This window comes from Hymenobacter sp. (assembly GCF_036388155.1).
Taxonomy (GTDB): domain Bacteria; phylum Bacteroidota; class Bacteroidia; order Cytophagales; family Hymenobacteraceae; genus Hymenobacter.
On record NZ_DASVSI010000144.1, the window covers coordinates 37,420 to 55,009 of the forward strand.

The window sequence follows — 17,590 nt, forward strand, 5'->3', positions numbered from 1 at the left end:
ATATAGCCTTCCAAAAAAATCCATTTTACTACCCACAAACACAAAAAAGCCCCTGCCGAAGCAGGGGCTTTGAGTTAACCCGCTCTTGTTGAGCCACTAAAATCAGTTGTTCTTCACGAAGCGGCGCACCTGACGGCCCGTGGCCGTACGCAGCTCCAGGAAGTAGGTACCGGCCGGCAGCGGGCGCACGTCCACGGTGGGGTTCACCGCGGCGGCATCGCCCTGGCTGAGCACCTGGCCCAGGCTGTTGAGCACCCGGAAGGTGCGGCCTTCGGCAGCGGGCAGCGAAGCCGACACGCGCTCGGTGGCCGGGTTGGGGTACAGGGCGAGCTCACGCACCACCCCGGTTCCCTTCACGGTCACCACGCCGGAGAAGGCCACGGTGCCGTCCACGTCCACTTGGCGCAGGCGGTAGTAGAGCTGGCCGGCGGGCGCTTGCGCGTCCAGGGCGGTGTACTCGTGCTGGCGGGTGCTGTTGCCTTGGGCATTCACCATGGCCACCGTCGCAAAGGTCTTGCCGTCGAGGCTGCGCTGCACTTCAAAGCGCAAGCTGTTCTTCTCGGAGGCAGTGGCCCAATTCACGCGCACATCGTCGGCTTGGCGAGCCGCGTCGAAACGCGACAGCTCCACGGGCAGCGGGTTGGTGTTCGGGGGGGTATTGATGTCGGTGGCCAGGGTGAAGTCGCCCAGCGGGCCATCGGGGAAGGGCAGCGACGTGATGCCGGCGCCATCGCCAAAGCCCCCGGCGTCGCGCCAGCGGGTGTTGTCGGCGGGGTCGGTCATGGCCACCCGCAGCTGGCCGGCGTTGGCGGTGGTCACCCGGTCGCTGCCGGCGTCGTAGGTCAGGCGAATACTAGCGCTTTGCAAGGTGCTGGTGCCGCTTTCGCGCACCACGCTGTAGTAGCGAATCTGCGACACCCGCACCAACGTGGGGGGCAGCGTGCGCGTCGGCGAAGGCGCTTCATACTGGCGGGCGGTGTAGCTGGTGGTGCCAATCACCTGGTCGGTCACGGAGAAAGTCAGCGGACGCACCTGGCCATCAACGCCCAGCGGGAACGTCAGGTTGACCGTGGGCGTGGTGTTGTTGGTAACCGAGGCCAGCGTCAGGGTGTTGGTATACCCGTTGGCTGCACCGGTCGCGAGGCTACCGCCGGGGGTAAGTATCAGCTTGGTGCTGAGGGCGGGGGCAAAAATGCGGCCGCGGGTCAGCGTCAGGCTGTTCACGGTCAGGCTCGTCATCAGCTCAGCCGTGGGGATGGTACCCGTAGCGCGGTTGAGCGAAAGCGCCTGCAGCACGTTTTGGCCGGCCACAAAAGCCAGGGGGCCAATGGCTCCCGTACCCGTGAAGTTGAGGCTGGAAGTAGGCGTACCGGCAAACAGGGCCACGGCGGGATTATCCACCACCAGAGTTCCGGTGATGGTGAGGGCCACGTTGCTGCCCAGGCTAAGAATGCCGTTGGTCAGCGTGGGCGAGGTTACCTGCAAGGGGCCGCCCTCTACGAGGAGGGTGCCGCCGGGGCGATTCAGCAGCAGCACGGACAACACGCCGAGCGAGGGAGCAAAAGCAATGTTGCCCAGCGGGCCGCTCCCGTTGATGCGCAAGTCCGAGGCCGTGGTGCCGCTCAGCAAGCCGCCGGTGGTGGTCACGCTGCCGTTCAACGTTAGGTCAAAGGTGCTCAGGCCCAAGGTGCCGTTGGCAAGCGTTAGTGCGGAATTGACGGTCAGGTTGGCGGCAAGCGGCAAGGTGCTGCCGGGGCGGTTGAAGGTGAAGTTGCCCAGTCCGCCGGCCACGAACAGGTTGCCAGTGACGGCCCCCGTGCCGGCAATAACCAAATCGGAGGTGGTGGAGCCGCCGAAGCTGCCGTTGCCCACGTTGTACGGGCCATTGAGGGTCAGCACATTTCCTGCCCCGATGGTCAACCGTCCGGTGGTCAGGGCGAGGGTGCCGCTCACCGTCAGGCTGGTCGGCAGGGTGAGGGTGTTGCTGGCCGGGCCAGCTGCATCCAGCGTGAAGTTGGTCACTTCGGTGCTGCCGGTCGAGAGGCGCAGCGTTCCCAGCGAAGCGGGCCCGTTTTTGCTAAACGCCAAGCTGGAAGCAGGGCTGAGGGCCAACACGCCAGTGCTGGACCCAATGGTGGCTTGGCCACCGGGAAAAAAACTCAGGGTGTTGGCGCCCACCGTCAAGGTGGTATTTGCAGCCAGGGCGTAGCCGCCGCCCGCCAGGGCGTTGCCCAGCTCCAGGTTGCTGCTGCCATCGGCCAGGCGCAGGGCTGCTTGGCCAGCAGCCGTGGTCAATCTGTAGAGCTTGATGGTGTTGCCGCCACCGTCCAGCACTTGCGTGGTGCCGCCGTTGGTGGCGATGAGGGCGATGCGGTCGTTGCCATCGGCTGCGAAGCTCACGGTGCCTTCCAGCGTGAAGTTGCCGTTCAGGCTGAGCGTAGAAGCAGCTCCGGGTGCGCCGCGGAAAACGTCGCCTGCGACGGCACCCACGTTGCTCACCAAGAAGCTGCTCCGCACGATGGTGGTGCCAGTGCCTAGGCGTTTGGTGCCGTTGCGCAGGGTGAGGTTGCCGTAGCCGGGGCTCGCGAGCACTGGCACGGTGTAGTCCGAAGTCTGGGCAAACTCAACCGTGCTGCTGGGGTCCTGGGTGTCGAACGTCACGCCCGGGTCAGCGTTCAACTCCACCAGAGTGGAGTTTGCGCGCAAATCGAGCGTGCCGGTGAAGTCAAAAGCCGCGGGCACCGTGAACGAAGCGTTGTCCTGCAGGATTACGCGGGACCCGACGCCGTCCACGGTCCAGTCGGCTGTCAGCGCCGCGCGGGTGATGCCGCTGATGAAGAACACCTGAAAGGCGTCCGAGAAGCTGGTCGGCGAGGCGCCCAGGCCGTCGGGGGTGCTGCTGTAGGTAGCCAGCTCGTTGAGCGCGCCGGCCGGGTTCTTGGTGTTGTAGTACGTTGCGGTGGGGGTCAGCACTTCAGCGGGCGAAGCCGAGTTTTGCGGCTGCGGCGCTTGGCGCGTCAAAAAATCGTTCTGGTTGTTGTTGCTGTCGTAGCCATTGCCTTGGTTGGCATCGACGCCGCCGATGGCCATCGACGCAGCCCTCGACAACTCCCGGGCTTTGCGCTCGATGCTGGTAGAGTTGGTGAGGGCCGGGGCGCGTTCGCCGCCCTCATAGGTGTCGGCCGCGGGGCCGTACCCCACAAAATCCACAATCCCAGGACTGTTGGCAGCTAAGTTACTGGCAATTGGAACAGTGCCGTTCACCAAGGCAATCCGGCCGGAGGTAGCGCCCAGGTTCGTCCCACTGGTGGCATCGGGCGTCGGCAAGAGTGCGCCTGCGGGGTTGCCACCGCCTCCGAATTGTACAAGCAAATACCCATTGGCAGGAATGATTTCCCCTGCGAGTGAGAGGGCGGTAAAGTTCCCTGTGCCGCTTGCACTCTGGATGGAAAAGCCGGTCAGGTTGATGGCCGCCCCGGTTTTATTGTACAGCTCGACGAAATCGTTGCGGTAAACGGAAGTGCTGGTTCCTCCCCCCCCGTACACTTCGCTGATAACAACGGTGGTGCTTTGGGCCTGCGCTAGTGCAGGAGCCAGGAAGGAAAGCAGCAGGAGCAGCTGTTTCCACAAATTCCAGCTGTGTTGGTGCGGACTAGTAAATTTGTGCATCATGAAAAAAGGTATGAACTATGGCAGGAGGTAAAATTTATTCCCGTTTAAACACATAAAATTACCATTTATTTTAGTCAATGTTTTGATTGATTTTGGCTGATTTGCCCTATTGGCCTACCTTATGAATCATAAGCCGCTCATAATCAATAAATAAAGAAAGGTGTAACTCTAACATTATTTTTTTCGTTCAAGTACATTTTTTGATTTAATTAAAGTAAATATTCAGTTTATTATACGTATAACTTTAGAGGGGTATCCCACCCGCTGTAGCTGTGGACCCAGCGCTTGGCAAAAGCGTTGCATACTTCTATGATTGTTTTATAATAAGGGGCCAGGCTGACACGCTCGAGTAAGCGCACGCGCGCCAGCATCATGCCTCGGCACGGCGCGCAAAAGCCTAAGGCAAATCCCAACGGATAAACATTGAACCCTGGCCCGAGCAGCTCGCCGCGGCCGTTGGCTAGCTCCAGCGGCTGAGGAACTGCAGGAAGGTGTCTTTGTATTGGTCGCCCACCGGAATGGTGACGGCCCCAATCTGAACGGTGAGGCGGCGCACGGCCTCAATCTTGTCCAGCGCCACAATGAACGAGCGGTGGACGCGCATGAAACGCCGGCTGGGCAGCTTTTCCTCCATGGCCTTGAGGCTCATGAGCGAGAGCAGGGCCCGCGGGGTACTCTTGAGGTGCACTTTCACGTAGTCCTTCAGGCCTTCCACGTAAAGAATGTCGCTGAGGGCCACGCGCACCAACTGGTACTCGGCTTTCAGGAAGAGGTATTCCTCTTCTTCCGGGCCGTTGGCAACCGGAGCGGTGGTGTGCTGGGCCAGCAGCTCGGCGTAGGCGCGGGCCTTGCCGGCGGCGCGCAAAAACTCCTCGTAGTTGAACGGCTTCACCAAGTAGTCGAGGGCGTCGACGCGGTAGCCTTCCAGGGCGTATTGGCTGAAGGCGGTGGTGAAGATGACCCGCGGGCCGGTGGGCCCCAGCACCCGGGCCAGCTCCAGGCCGTTGAGCTCCTGCATCTGGATGTCGAGGAAGGCCAAATCGACGGAGCCGGGGTGCTGGTGCAGGTACTTAAGGGCCTCCACGGCGCTGCCAAACTTCCCCACCAGCTCCAGAAACGGTGTTTTTTGAATGAACGAAACCACCAAGCCCAGGGCCAGCGGCTCGTCATCAACGGCAATGCACTTGAGGGGAGGCAGGGCGAACATGCTTTAGGGTAAGGAGGTGTGGAGGTAGGAGGGCATGAGGGCAGTTGGCGCGGGAGAGTTCACAATTTTTAACTCCTCCCCTCCTATCCCCACACCCTCTTACCCATTAAACGTGCAACGTTAAATGAACCCGGAATTCATGGGTGGGGGTGTGGTCGTCAACTTCCAGGCTGAACTGGCCGGGGTAGAGCAAGTCGAGGCGTCGGCGGGTGTTGGCCAGGCCGATGCCGTTGCTGCCGGCCAGGTCCGTAGAGGGCAAGTTGAGCAGGGTGTTGCGCACTTCTAGCTCCAACACGTCGGGCCCGGGCTGGCGCAGGGCCACGTAAATGGCGCTGGCCTGGGTGGCCGCCACGCCGTGCTTGAAGGCGTTTTCGAGGAAAGGCAGCAGCAGCATGGGGGCCACCGGCACGTCGTGCACGGGCTCGGGCCGCTCGAAGGTGACGGTCACGCGCTCGTCGAGGCGCAGCTGCATCAGGGTGATGTAGTCCTGCACAAAGGCCACTTCCTGGCTGAGCAGGGTGGTGCCCGAGGCCGTGTCGTAGAGCACGTAGCGCATCATGCGCGACAGCCGGTGGATGGCCGAGCGGGCCTCCTCGCCGTCGAGCAGCGTAAGGGCGTAGATGTTGTTGAGGGTGTTGAAGAAGAAGTGCGGGTTGATTTGGGCCTTGAGCATGGACAGCTCGGAGCTGACGCGCTGCTGCTCTAAGGTCTGCCGAATCTGGGAGTCCTGCTGGAGCTTTTGCACCACCGTGATGCAGGTGCTGATGCCCAGCACAAACATGGTGGTGAGCAGGCCCATGGAGTCGAAGCGCGGCCCGCGCTGCTGAAGCAGCTTGGGCCGGCCGGCCGCGGCCTCAAACGCTTTATTGAGCAGGGCGGGCAAGTCGAGCACCTGCTCCAGAAAACGGCTGAACAGCAACACCGCCAACGTGGTGATGCACAGGGCCACAATGAACCAGCCCGTGCGCCCTTGAAACAGCAGGCGCGGCACCGTCACGCGGGCCGTGAGGTAGAACGTGGACACCCACACGGTGAACATCAGGCCCTGCTTCACCCAAAACTGCGGGGGCAGCTCGAGCCGGCCCGTGAGCGGCTGGAACAACAAGAAAGTGAGCCCGAACAAACCCCACACCAGCACATGAATGAGCAAGGTGAGGTAGCGGCGGGGGGTCTGAAATGGCATAGCAGGTGGGAGTCTTCAAAGCAAACTTACGCCAGGCAACTACCCAATCTCAGGCCAAACCGACTGCAAGGGGAATTGTATCGACGGCGAGCGAGGTTTTATCGGCTGGGATGCGCGCTGCACGACCAGTGAAGCAAGCCGCACGAACAAGTCCCCTCCTTACCAAGGAGGGGACGCTGGCGCGTAGCGCCGGCTGGGGTGGTTGGGACGTCCGCGCCGTCGGGGCGAAATCGTTCGTGTCTCGGTTCACGCCCTAACCACCCCCGTCCGAGCCCTTGGCTCGAACATTCACTCCTTGGTAAGGAGAGGAGTTAATTGTTCTGCTTTCTTCACTTCTTACTTATATAAGTGTAAGTGCGACATCCGACCTTTGCCCCATGATTCGCTTCTACCTGCTGCTGCTCGTGCTTTTCTCTGCCGCCTCCGCTGCCGCCTCGCCCCTCCCCGACTTCGACAAATACCCTACCTACCTCGGGCCCGACCTCGGCCTGACCTGGCGGGGCCCCCAAGCTACCCTGCGCGTGTGGGCCCCCACGGCCACCGGGCTGCGGCTGCGGCTCTATGCGGCGGGCAGCGGCGGCACCGCCCGCGCCCAGTACGACATGCAAAAGGCCGAAAGCGGCACCTGGACCTACGCCCTGCCCGCCGGCACCACCGGCTTCTACACCGTGCAGGCCACCATTGCGGGCAAAACCATGGCCGAAGTAGCCGACCCCTACGCCCACGCCGTGGGCATCAACGGGCAGCGTGGTGCCGTGCTGAACCCGGCCCTGGCCAGCCCGCCCGGCTGGGCCGAGGACCTGCGCCCGGCCCTGAAGCAGCCCACCGACATCGTCATCGGGGAAATGCACCTGCGCGACCTGAGCATGCACCCGCAGTCGGGCATCCGGCAGAAGGGCAAGTACCTGGGCCTGGCCCAGCTCGGCACCCGCGGGCCCGAAAACGTAACCACCGGCCTGGAGCACCTGGTGGAACTGGGCCTGACCCACGTGCACCTGCTGCCCACCAACGACTTCGCGAGCATCGACGAAACCGCGCCGGCCCGCGCCAACCGCTACAACTGGGGCTACGACCCGCTGCACTACTCCGTGCCCGAAGGCAGCTACGCCACCGACGCCGCCAACCCGGCCACGCGCATCAGCGAATTCAAGCAGATGGTGGAAAACCTGCACGGCCAGGGCCTGCGCGTGGTGCTGGACGTGGTGTACAACCACACCGCCGATGCCGCCCGCAGCAGCTTTGAGCAGCTGGTGCCCGGCTACTACTACCGCCACAACCCCGATGGCACGCTGAGCAACGCCACCGCCTGCGGCAACGAAGTGGCCTCGGAGCGGCCCATGGTGCGCAAGCTCATCGTGGAATCGTTGGCGTACTGGGCCAAAGAATACCGCGCCGACGGCTTTCGTTTCGACCTGATGGGCGTGCTCGACATCGAAACCATGCGGGCCGTGCGCGTGGCCCTGGACCTGCAAGACCACAGCATTCTCATGTATGGCGAGGGCTGGACCGCGGGCCCCTCGCCCCTGCCCGAAACCCGCCGCGCCGTGAAAGCCAACGTGCCCAAGCTGCCCCGCATCGCCGCATTTGGCGACGAGCTGCGCGACGGCGTGAAGGGCCACTACGCCCGCCAAACCGAGCCCGGCTTCGCCAGCGGCCAGCCCGGCCTGGAGGAGAGCGTGAAATTTGGCATCGTGGCCGCCACCCAGCATCCGCAGCTAGACTACGCGAAGGTGAACTACTCGAAGGCGCCGTGGGCCGAGTCGCCGGCCCAGGCCATCAACTACGTGGCCTGCCACGACGACATGGTGCTGTGGGACAAGCTAAGAGCCTCCAACCCCACAGCGTCCGAAGCCGACCGCATCAAGATGGACTTGCTGAGCAACACCATTGTCTTCACTTCGCAAGGCATTCCGTTTTTGCCCGTCGGCGACGAGTTCCTTCGCACCAAGGGCGGCTCGCACAACTCCTACAACCAGCCCGACAGCGTGAACCAGCTCGACTGGGGCCGCAAAGCCAAATATGCCGCTGTGTATGAGTTCTACCGCAAGCTCATTGCCCTGCGGCGCGCGCACCCGGCCTTCCGCCTGCCCAGCACCGAGCTGGTGCAAAAGCATTTGGAGTTCCTGCCCACTACCCACGCCGGCGTCATTGCCTATCAGCTGAAAGACAACGCCGGCGGCGACGCCTGGCAAAACATCACGGTAATTTTCAACGGCAACACCTCCGCCGACAGCGTGGCCCTGCCGCGCGGCACCTACACCGTGGTGCTCCGCGGCGACCAAATTCAGCCCGAGGGCTTGGACGTGCTCGAGGTAACCAGCGGCGTGCAAATAGCCGGCAGCTCCGCCCTGATTCTGGTGCGACAGCCGTAGCGGTTGGCTTAAGGGGCGGACCGTTGCTTGTGTTCAGAGCAATTTCGGGCTTGGAGCGCCGTAGCGCGAAGCGGTGCTTCGCGTCCCCGAACAACTTTAACCAGTGAACCTAGAGCAGTTTCGGGGTCGGTGGATAGTAGCGCGAACTTTGTAGCGTTCGCGTCCCCGCCCCACTTGGCAGTCGTTCGGGTGTCCACTGGGGACGCGAACTACAAAGTTCGCGCTACTGCCCGGCCTGTACACTGACCACGAAACCGCTCTAAGAGTCCCCTTTGCCCGACCCCGTTCACCTCACCCCCAACCCCTCTCCCCAGGAGAGAGGAGCCCACCGAGTACCCCGAAATAAAATTTCGGGGTACTCGGTGGGCTTCGACCAGCGGACGCCCGATAGGGCAGGACGGCCTAAGCTATTTGGCGGATAGACTCTTAAAAGCAGTCCAGAAAATTCAGCCCCGGCATGCCGATGGGCGCGCCGGGCGGCATGCTCACGGCCGGGGGCGTCGTGAACTTGCTGGGGTCGGCGCGGAAACGGTCAATCTGCGCGAGGCCGAACAGCAGGTTGGCTTTTTGCGTCGGCTTGGCACGCTTGGCTTCGCTTTGCATCCACTTCTGCAGGCCGTCTACTTCCAGCAGGGCTTGGCCGCGCACGCTGGCGGCCGCGCGGTTGTCGGCGGCTAGTTGTAAGAGGTATTTCAGGGTGAGGTTGTTCACTACGGTTTGCAGGGCGGCGGCGTAGCCGGTTTCCGGCTTGGCGCGCCAGGTGCGCGCCAGCAGTTGGTCTACTACTGGCCCGAAACCGGGCTGCTTGCTGTCGCGGGCCTGGTACTCAATCAGGCGAGCGGCGCGCTCCGCATTCAGGATGGAAGAAATGGTGGGGCCGGCGGCTGCCTCGGCTGCCGCCAACGGGTCGAAGGTGGGGCCGGTGTAGCGCGAGAAGGTTTCCACCGAGCCGGGGTAGCCCACGGGCCGCGGCGGAATCTTGGCAATCAGGGCTTCTGGCAGTTGCAAGGCGGCTGGGGTGATGGTGGCCAGCAAGGCATCGAGGGCCTGTTGCTGCACGGCGGGCGGCACCATTTTGGTGGGGGCTTGGCCGTCGTTTTTCACCGCGTGGCTGAAATACTGCCCGCCGATGGACTTGGCCACGGCTTCTACCTGGTAGCGGTGTAGCAGGTACATGGGCACCAGCACTTCCTCCAGGGTAGCCAGCGGCGCATCGCTGCGAATGGCTTTTTCTGAAAATTGGTCGAGCACGCGGCGGCGCACGGTCATCAGCTTGGTGAGCTGCGCCACGGGGTCTACGCCGTCTTCCCACTGGTTGGCGTCGGGGTGGGCGTAGCCGCCAATGTCGGGGATGAAGCGGTAGCCCTGCGCCAGCGTTTCCTTGATGATGTTGTCGAGGGCGGCGTTCTCGTCGGTGCCCTTGGCAAAGTCAGTATAGCCCCACGTAATGGCGCGCTTGTCCCAGGTGCCAATGCCGGTGGCGTAGGCGTCCGACACGTCGATGCGGCCGTCGGGCAGCAGGGTGAAGCGCGGAAACGGGTAGTCCATCACCGAAGCCCGCTCCTTGGTGCTGGCCGTGAAATTATGGTACAGGCCCAGCGTGTGGCCTATTTCGTGGGCCGAGAGCTGCCGAATGCGGGCCAGGGCCAGCTGCTCCATCTGGTCCGACACGGGCTTGCCGTCCTCGTAGGGTTGCAGCAGGCCCTCGGCGATGAGGTAGTCCTGGCGGTGGCGGTCGGCGCCCAGCGTCACCATACCCTTGATGATTTCGCCGGTGCGCGGGTCGATGTAGGAATTGCCATAGGAATAGGCGCGCGGGCTGCCGCTGCGGTTTATCCAGTTCACCACGTTGTAGCGAATGTCCAGCGGGTCGGCCCCTTCCGGCATCTCTTTCACCTGAAAGGCATTGGTGTAGCCAGCGGCTTCAAAAGCCTGATTCCACCACGCGCCGCCCTCAATCAGGGCTTTCTTGATGGCGGCCGGGGCCCCGCGGTCGATGTAGTACACGATGGGCTCCACGGCTTCGCTTTGCGCGGCGGCCGGGTCCTTTTTCTCCAGCCGGTGGCGTACGGTGAACCGTTGCGTCAGCGGCTGGGTCATGGGCGCCGAAAAGTCGAGGTAGCCGAACTGAAAGAAGCCCGAGCGCGGGTCGAATTTCCGGGGCTTAAACCCTTTTTCCGGCAGTTCGATGAAGGACTGGTGCATGTGCACCGTCACCGCACTCGGGTCGGGCGCCAGGTCCGAACCGCCGTCACTGCCTCCCGCGCCGGTGAAAGTCACCATGGCCTCGAACTCCGTGTTTTGGGGGAAGTTGCGGGAGTTGTTCACGTCCACCGCCGAGCGTGACTCGTCGAACTTGTAGGCCGCGGCCGGCTTGGCGCCGAGGTTGAGCAGGTTGGCGCCCGGGCCCGAAAAACCGCCGCTGCTCAGCCGCTCGGCTATTTTCTGGCTGTCGCGCACCAGGAATGGCGTCAGGTCAATCAGTACTTTCTCACCCTCGCTGGCCAGCGGCGTGAAGCCCCAAATCACCGACTTGGCAAACGCGTTGTCGACGGCGCGCAGCTCGTCGGCGTTGCCGCGGGTAGCGCGGTAATCGAGGTTGGGCTCCATGAGCATCACCTTCCCTCCCACTCGCACAAACTTGGCAATGGCTGAATTGCTCTCCCCCCGCTCAATGCCGTTGCCGATGCCGCTGGCCAGCGACGCGAAATACAGGAACTCCTGGTCTAGCCGGCTGATTTCCAGCAGCACCTTGCCCGTTTTCGGGTCGTAGTAGAAGGGGAAATACCCGTCGTATTTCTTAAGGCCTTTGGTAGCGGCCGCAAAGGAAGCCGCCGGCTGGTTGGTCCCGGAAGCTTTGGTCGGCTGCTTGCTCGCCTGGCTGAACCCAGCCGTGGGCAAAACCGTCATTCCAAGCAGCAAGAGGGTAAATTTCCGCATAAGCTTAGCTAAGGCTGTAAGACAAGAGTGTCGCAATGTTACCATTAAATCTTTGTCAAACCCATTCTAGCGGCCTTTGCGCGCAACGTCATTATCCGGTCGCTGCTTCTGTAGCCTACTTGAAAACCAGTGCCTCGAAACAGAGCGGTCCGGCGCATCTAGGCGCGAGAGCTGGCGCGGGGTAAGCGCGAACGCCCCCGCTTGCTTGGCGCCCGGCACCAGGTGCAGCCAGCGAAATTCTTCCGAAGCTGTTTGAGTCAGCCAGCCATTGAGTCGGCCAGCTATTATGTTAGGCCGTCGTGCTTCATCTGGCGTCCGCCTGTCCCAGCATGACGGTGTTTGTTGATTCAAACAGCTTCCAAGATGTTACCGATTGCCCACGCTGCCCTTGCCGGCAGCTGGCACGGGCGCGGGCATTGGCCCGGTTTCGGGCGGCCCGAGGTAGCTGGCGGGCAGGGTCCCGCTGTGCACCACCAGCTTTTCGAGTACCACGCCGGGGTCCACGCGCCAGAACTTAAGCGTGTGCGCCCCGGCCGCGGCCACGCGGTGCTGCGAGGTTTTGAGAAGGATGTTTTCGGCCACGGCTTGCTCCCAGGGCTGGTTGCCGTTGTCGGGCTTCAGGCCGGTGTGCAGGTTCACGATTTGCGGCGCTTCGTCGTCGATGGACACGGCGTAGCGCAGGCCTTGCCCCCCAGAAAATCCAGCGTTGGGGCCAAATAGGCCTGCACGGTCACGGGGCCCGCCTGGGCCAGCGCGAAGCGGTATTCCAAGCGCGGACTGCCGCCACCCGGCGCGGCAGTCGAGGCCGCCGTGACCGGAAACGTGGTGACGGCTCCCGCCGTGCGGCCCAGGTCCGGCAGGCGCTGCCAGGCGATGGGGCCGGCAGTGACGGCTTGCGTGTAGTGCTCGGCATTGATGGAGACAACTTGTTTGGCATCGTACAAGGAATGCGGCGCCGGAATGGTTGGCTCCACCAGCGCGGTGGCCTTCTCGTTGGGGAGGGTCAGCACCTCGGGCAGCTTGTCGGCGGGCGGTTGCTGCCAGTAGGTGTAGCCGATGTGCGTCTGGTCCATCATGTGGTTCCATTTGCCGCCGGCCAGGGCGTGGTAGCGGTTTTTGATTTCGGTGTCCCTGGCGAACAAGGCCTTGGCTTTTTCGGCCAGCGCGTTGGTGGTGGAATACCCGGCTTTGGCCGCCTGGCGGTTCAGCGCCACCGTGTAGTACAGTTCGTTGAGGTTGGCGCAGGCCTGCACCGGGTGCAGCACCAGCTGATAGTAGGCGTCGCGGGTTTCGAGGGGCAGCTGCTGGTTGATGGCTTCGGCGCGGGCTAGCAGGGCGTTGTAGTCGGCAACGACGGTGGCCCATTCTCCGGTAGCCAGGCTGTAGGTATCGGCGTCGAGCAGTTCGGGCTTGCGGCGGGCGTTGTACTTGGCGTACTTGGCCAGGACGTCGGCAATGCCAGCTGCGTGCGTGGAGCCGAACTGCTGAGCGGCCCACTGCCGAGTGTAGGTGGCCACCTGGTCGGCCCCAATACGGTCGGGGTTCCAGGCGTAGTCGAGGAAGAAGCTGATGGGCAGCTCCATGGGCTTGAGGTCGCCCACGTTCACAATCCAGATGTGGTCGGCGCCGTACTCCTTGGCCAGGTGCATCTGCTCCCAGATGCGCGGCAGTGGGTTCGTGTTCAGCCACTTGTAGTTGCGCGGGCCGCCCACGTAGTCGAAGTGGTAGTAGATGCCGTAGCCGCCTTTGCGCGGCTTATCGGCCAGCTTGGGCAGCTTGCGCAGGTTGCCCCAGTTGTCGTCGCACAGCAGCAGGGTCACGTCGTCGGGCACGCGCATGCCGTTGTCGTAGTAGTCCTGCACTTCCTTGTAAAGGGCCCACAGCTGAGGCGTTTGGCTGGCGGGCTTGCCGGTGCTTTCGGCGATGAGTTGGCGTTGGTCGGCCACTATTTTTTCGAGCAGCGCAATGTTGCTGCCTTCGCTCATGGGTTCGTCGCCGTCGCCGCGCATGCCCACGGTCACGATGCTTTCCTTGGTGCCCATGTTCCGGATGCCCTGCCGCCAGAACTCCTGGAGCGCTTTGGCGTTGGTTTGGTAGTTCCACGCCCCAGACCCAAAGCGTTTCCACTCCTGCTGCGAGCGCACCATGGGCTCGTGGTGCGAGGTGCCCATCACAATGCCGTACTCGTCGGCCAGCACCGGGCTCTGCTTGTCGTCGTCGTTGAAGGCATTGCCCCACATGGCGGGCCAGAGGTAGTTGCCTCGTAGCCGCAAAATCAGCTCAAACACGTGGCCGTACATCTTGGAGTTGATGCCGCCGAACTTTTCCTTGGCCCAGCCCGAGAGCGCGGGTGCCTCGTCGTTCAGGAAAATGCCGCGGTACTTCACGGCAGGCTCGCCCAGCGTGTGGCGGGCCGGGACTACGTAGAGGGCCGTTTGGGGCTTCACCGGCACGTCAGCCCACCAGTACCAGGGCGACACGCCAATCTGCTGCGAAAGGTCGTAGATGCCGAAAATCGTCCCGCGCTTGTCGCTGCCGGCAATAACCAAGGCGCGCGCCACGCCGGGCATGGGCTGCTCCACCACTTGGCGCACAAAGGTTTCCCACTTGCCGGCCACGGCTTTCACGTCCAGCTTTTTGGCCTTCACCAACTGGTCAATGAGCGGGCTTTTGCCCAGGGTGCCGATGAGCACAACCTCCTGCCCGGCCGGCTGGCTGGTGCTGAAGGCGGGTTGGGTTTTGGTCACGCGCTGCACGTCAGCCTGCAGGTCCTTGGCGGCGCGCAGCACGCCCGGCCAGTCACTGCCGCTGGCGTAAATGGCGGCCGCTTTGCCAGCCGCGGCCAGCGTGAACGCGCCTCTGCCCTTGGTGGCCGAAACGGTGGCCGTGCCCATGGGGAGCACCGTCTGGGCCAGCGCATCAACGGCGGTACACAGTACTGCCAAAGGCAGCAGGAATAGGCGGAAGGACGTGGTTTTCATAGAGCAGGATGGATTGGCTAGCTTAATAATCAAGCCCGTCATGCAGCGCGCAGCGAAGCATCTCGCGTGTGGTAGTAGTTCAATCGATAGGACGAAGCATGCGTCATGCTTCGCTGCGCGCTGCATGACGGTGGTTTTGCTCAAACTTTGCTACTTCATGGAAAGTCGTTGCGATTCCTTTCCAGGCCTCACTTGGCCGCCTGCAGTACCGCCTGCACCGCCGGTTTCGGCTGGAAATTGCGGTCGAACAGCAGGGGGTAGCTAGTGCGGCCCCGGATGGGCCAGTCGTTCAGCCAGGAGTCAGCGTCGGTCACGCCCCAAAGCGTAATGCGGTCAATGACGTCGCGGTGCTTGTGGAACAGGGCGAACAGGTCGGCGTAGCGCTTGGTCAGTTTCTGCTGCACCGAATCGGGCAGGCCGGTGGTGTACACGTTGTATTTGGCGTCGGCCGCGAAGGTTTCGGCGATGTCGGCCCCTTGGCGGCGGCTCGGGTTCGGCAGCACGTCGATGTCCAGCTCCGTGAAGTTGACCTTGCATCCCAGCTTCGCAAAAGCGACAATGCTGGCCTCCACCTGCTCCAGGCTGGGCTTGGTGAGGCCGTAATGGCCCTGCATGCCGATAGCGTCCACCTTGATGCCTTTCGCCTGCAGGCTTTTTACCAGCTTAATCACGCCCTCGCGCTTCTCGGGGCGGTAGAGGCTGTAGTCGTTGTAATACAGCTCTGCCTTGGGGTCGGCCTTGTGGGCGTACTCGAACGCCTTGGCGGCAAAGTCTTCGCCGACGATTTCCAACCACTTGGTTTTGCGCAGGTCGCCCTGCTGGTCGTCGATGGCTTCGTTCACCACGTCCCAGCCCGCGATTTTGCCCTTGTAGCGGCCCACCACCGTGTTGATGTGGTCTTCCAGGCGCTTGAGCACCACTTCCCGGGTGGCGGGTTTGCCGGTCCCGTCCTCAAACACCCACTTGGGCGTTTGCTGGTGCCACATCAGCGTGTGGCCGATGGTAAACATCTTGTTGTCCTGCCCAAAAGCCACGTAGTCGTCGGCGGGCTTAAAGTTGTACGTGTCGGGTTGCGGGTGCACGGCCTCCCATTTCAGCAGGTTTTCGGGACTGATGGTGTTGAACTGCTGCTTTATCAGGGCCGTGGATTTGGGGTCGCGGCCGCTTATCTGGCGGTAGTTGAGGGCGGCCCCCACGTAAAAATCCTTTTTGAAGGCATCCTTCAAGGGCCGGTCTGCTTTCGGCCCGAAGCCGAGGCCAAGGCCAGCCAACGTGAGGCACGCAAGTGCTTTCTGCGGGTTCATAGAACGGTCCTGACTGTAGGAAGCGGGCGGGCGCAAACCCAGCTACCTTGGAGAATAGTTATTTCAACTCCAGCACCACCACCGACTTCGCCGGCAGTTCCACGCTCAGCTTATCGCCGCGCTTTTTGGCGCCGTTGAAGGCCACCAGCTTCACCGTGTTGGGCTTGTCGAAGGTGTTGTAGTCGTTGGTTTTGGCGGAAGTGAGCACGCGGCCCGTCACCGTTTTCCAGTTGACGCCGGCCAGCGCCGTTTCCAGCTTGATGGCTTTGTTGGGGTCCAGATTGACCAGTGAGATGTGCACCGCACCTTTGGCGTCTTTCGAAGCCGAGGCGTTTAGGGCCGGGATTTTCTCGTTACCGAAGGCGTAGTCCGGGCTGCTGAATTGCAGCGGGAGGTACTGCGCGTCCTGGTGTACCTGGTAGAGGTCGAACACGTGGTAGGTGGGCGTGAGCAGCATTTTGTCCTTCTCCGTGAGGATGACGGCTTGCAGCACGTTCACGGCCTGGGCGAGGTTGGCGCCGCGCACCCGGTCGCAGTGGTTGTTGAAGATGTTGAGGGTGGTGCCGGCCACCAGGGCGTCGCGCAGCGAGTTCTGCTGGTACAGGAAGCCGGGGTTGGTGCCGGGCTCCACGTCGGTCCACACGCCCCACTCGTCCACCAGCAGCGCCACCTTCTTGTCCTTGTCGTACTTGTCCATGATGGCGGCGTGCTTGGTCACCACAGCCTCCATTTTCAGGCAGTTGCGCAGGGTGCTGAAGTACATATCCTCGCCAAAGCCAGTGGCCTTGCCCTTGCTGCCGGTCCAGCTGCCGGTGGGCAGCGTGTACTGGTGCAGGGTGAGGCCCCACATCTGGCCGAGCGGGATGTTTTTCATGCACGTCTCGGTCCAGTGGGCGTCGTCGCCGTTGGCGCCGCTCACGATGCGTTTCAGGTCAGTGCCGGGGTAGTTGTGGGCGAAGGTGGCGTAGCGCTTGTACACGTCGGTGTAGTATTCGGCCGTCATGTTGCCGCCACAGCCCCAGCTTTCGTTGCCGATGCCCCACCAGCTCACTTTGTACGGCTCGGGATGGCCGTTTTTGCGGCGTTCCAGCACCATCGGCGTGTCCTCGTTCGAGTTGAGGTACTCCATCCAGTTGCTCATTTCCTGCACCGTGCCGCTGCCCACGTTGGCGGCCAGGTAGGGCTCGGTGCCGAGCAGGTTGCACAGTTCCAAAAATTCGTGGGTGCCGAAGCTGTTATCCTCCAGCGTATTGCCCCACCACAAGTTCAGCATTTTGGGGCGCTGAGCGGCCGGCCCTACGCCGTCGTGCCAGTGGTAGGTGTCGGCGAAGCAGCCGCCGGGCCAGCGCAGGTTGGGCACTTTGATTTTCTTGAGCGCCTCCACAATGTCCATGCGAATGCGGCCTTGCTGCGGGGCTTTCGAGTCCTTGTCGGCCCAGAAGCCGCCGTAAATGCAGCGGCCCAGGTGCTCGGCAAAGTGCCCGTAAATGTGCTTGCTGATTTGCAGCTTGGGGTCGCCGGCCTGCACGGTCATCTGCACGGTTTGGCTTGCGCCTTCCTTCGGTTGGGCCGGGGAAACAGTCGAAAAAGCCAAGCCCAAAAAGGCCGCGGCCGCAAGGCGTCGGGATAGGTTCATACAGGTCAAATTCAAGGATGAGTGAAGTTTTTGCCGTCAAGCTAGTGCCGCAGCACCGCCCGACGGCAAAACGGCGTTCCGGCCTGCGAGCACACTGGCCCGCGTGAAGTTTGGCCCGCTCACCAACGGTCCTATTTTCGTGCCGGAACGCCGGAGCCGCCGCCTGCCGCGCGGGTCATTTGCCCCCGCCGCAGTCGGCAAAACTTCCCCAGCCCGCCGCCTTGCTATTCCCACCACTTGGTGGCCAGCCGGTTTTGTTTTTTCGAAGTGCGCCGGGCCCCGCCCGCCGCACTTT

At 62.7% G+C, this 17,590-nt stretch carries 7 protein-coding genes and 1 pseudogene; 1 reads left to right on the forward strand and 7 read right to left on the reverse strand.

The window, feature by feature from the left end; genetic code table 11:
* Positions 1-102: 102 nt before the first annotated feature.
* The 3 genes from VF629_RS20235 to VF629_RS20245 form a co-directional block, all read right to left on the reverse strand.
* Positions 103-3,672 (reverse strand): lamin tail domain-containing protein, encoded by a 3,570-nt coding sequence (locus VF629_RS20235; RefSeq protein WP_331060321.1) that lies wholly within the window; start codon positions 3,670-3,672, stop codon positions 103-105.
* A 460-nt stretch (positions 3,673-4,132) separates the two neighbouring features.
* Complete coding sequence (locus tag VF629_RS20240) at positions 4,133-4,879, reverse strand: LytTR family DNA-binding domain-containing protein (protein WP_331060322.1); 747 nt, start codon at positions 4,877-4,879, stop codon at positions 4,133-4,135.
* Between the two features lie 106 nt (positions 4,880-4,985).
* On the reverse strand, positions 4,986-6,062 hold the full coding sequence (locus tag VF629_RS20245) for a sensor histidine kinase (protein ID WP_331060323.1): 1,077 nt from the start codon (positions 6,060-6,062) through the stop codon (positions 4,986-4,988).
* A gap of 377 nt (positions 6,063-6,439) precedes the next feature.
* On the opposite strand from VF629_RS20245, the gene pulA reads away from it, so the two are divergent.
* Positions 6,440-8,434, forward strand: a complete 1,995-nt coding sequence (gene pulA / locus VF629_RS20250) for a type I pullulanase (protein WP_331060324.1) — start codon at positions 6,440-6,442, stop codon at positions 8,432-8,434.
* A 426-nt stretch (positions 8,435-8,860) separates the two neighbouring features.
* On the opposite strand, the gene VF629_RS20255 is transcribed toward pulA, so the two are convergent.
* From VF629_RS20255 to VF629_RS20275, 4 genes and pseudogenes are all read right to left on the reverse strand, one after another.
* Positions 8,861-11,344, reverse strand: coding sequence for a zinc-dependent metalloprotease (locus VF629_RS20255; protein WP_331060325.1), 2,484 nt, complete (start codon positions 11,342-11,344; stop codon positions 8,861-8,863).
* Positions 11,345-11,740: 396 nt separating this feature from the next.
* Positions 11,741-14,481: pseudogene (locus VF629_RS20265) on the reverse strand (glycosyl hydrolase 115 family protein).
* 62 nt (positions 14,482-14,543) lie between these two features.
* Positions 14,544-15,659, reverse strand: a complete 1,116-nt coding sequence (locus VF629_RS20270) for an endo-1,4-beta-xylanase (protein WP_331060328.1) — start codon at positions 15,657-15,659, stop codon at positions 14,544-14,546.
* A 58-nt stretch (positions 15,660-15,717) separates the two neighbouring features.
* Positions 15,718-17,295: an alpha-N-arabinofuranosidase gene (locus tag VF629_RS20275; protein WP_331060329.1), complete on the reverse strand. Its 1,578-nt coding sequence runs from the start codon at positions 17,293-17,295 to the stop codon at positions 15,718-15,720.
* Between the last annotated feature and the right edge of the window lie 295 nt (positions 17,296-17,590).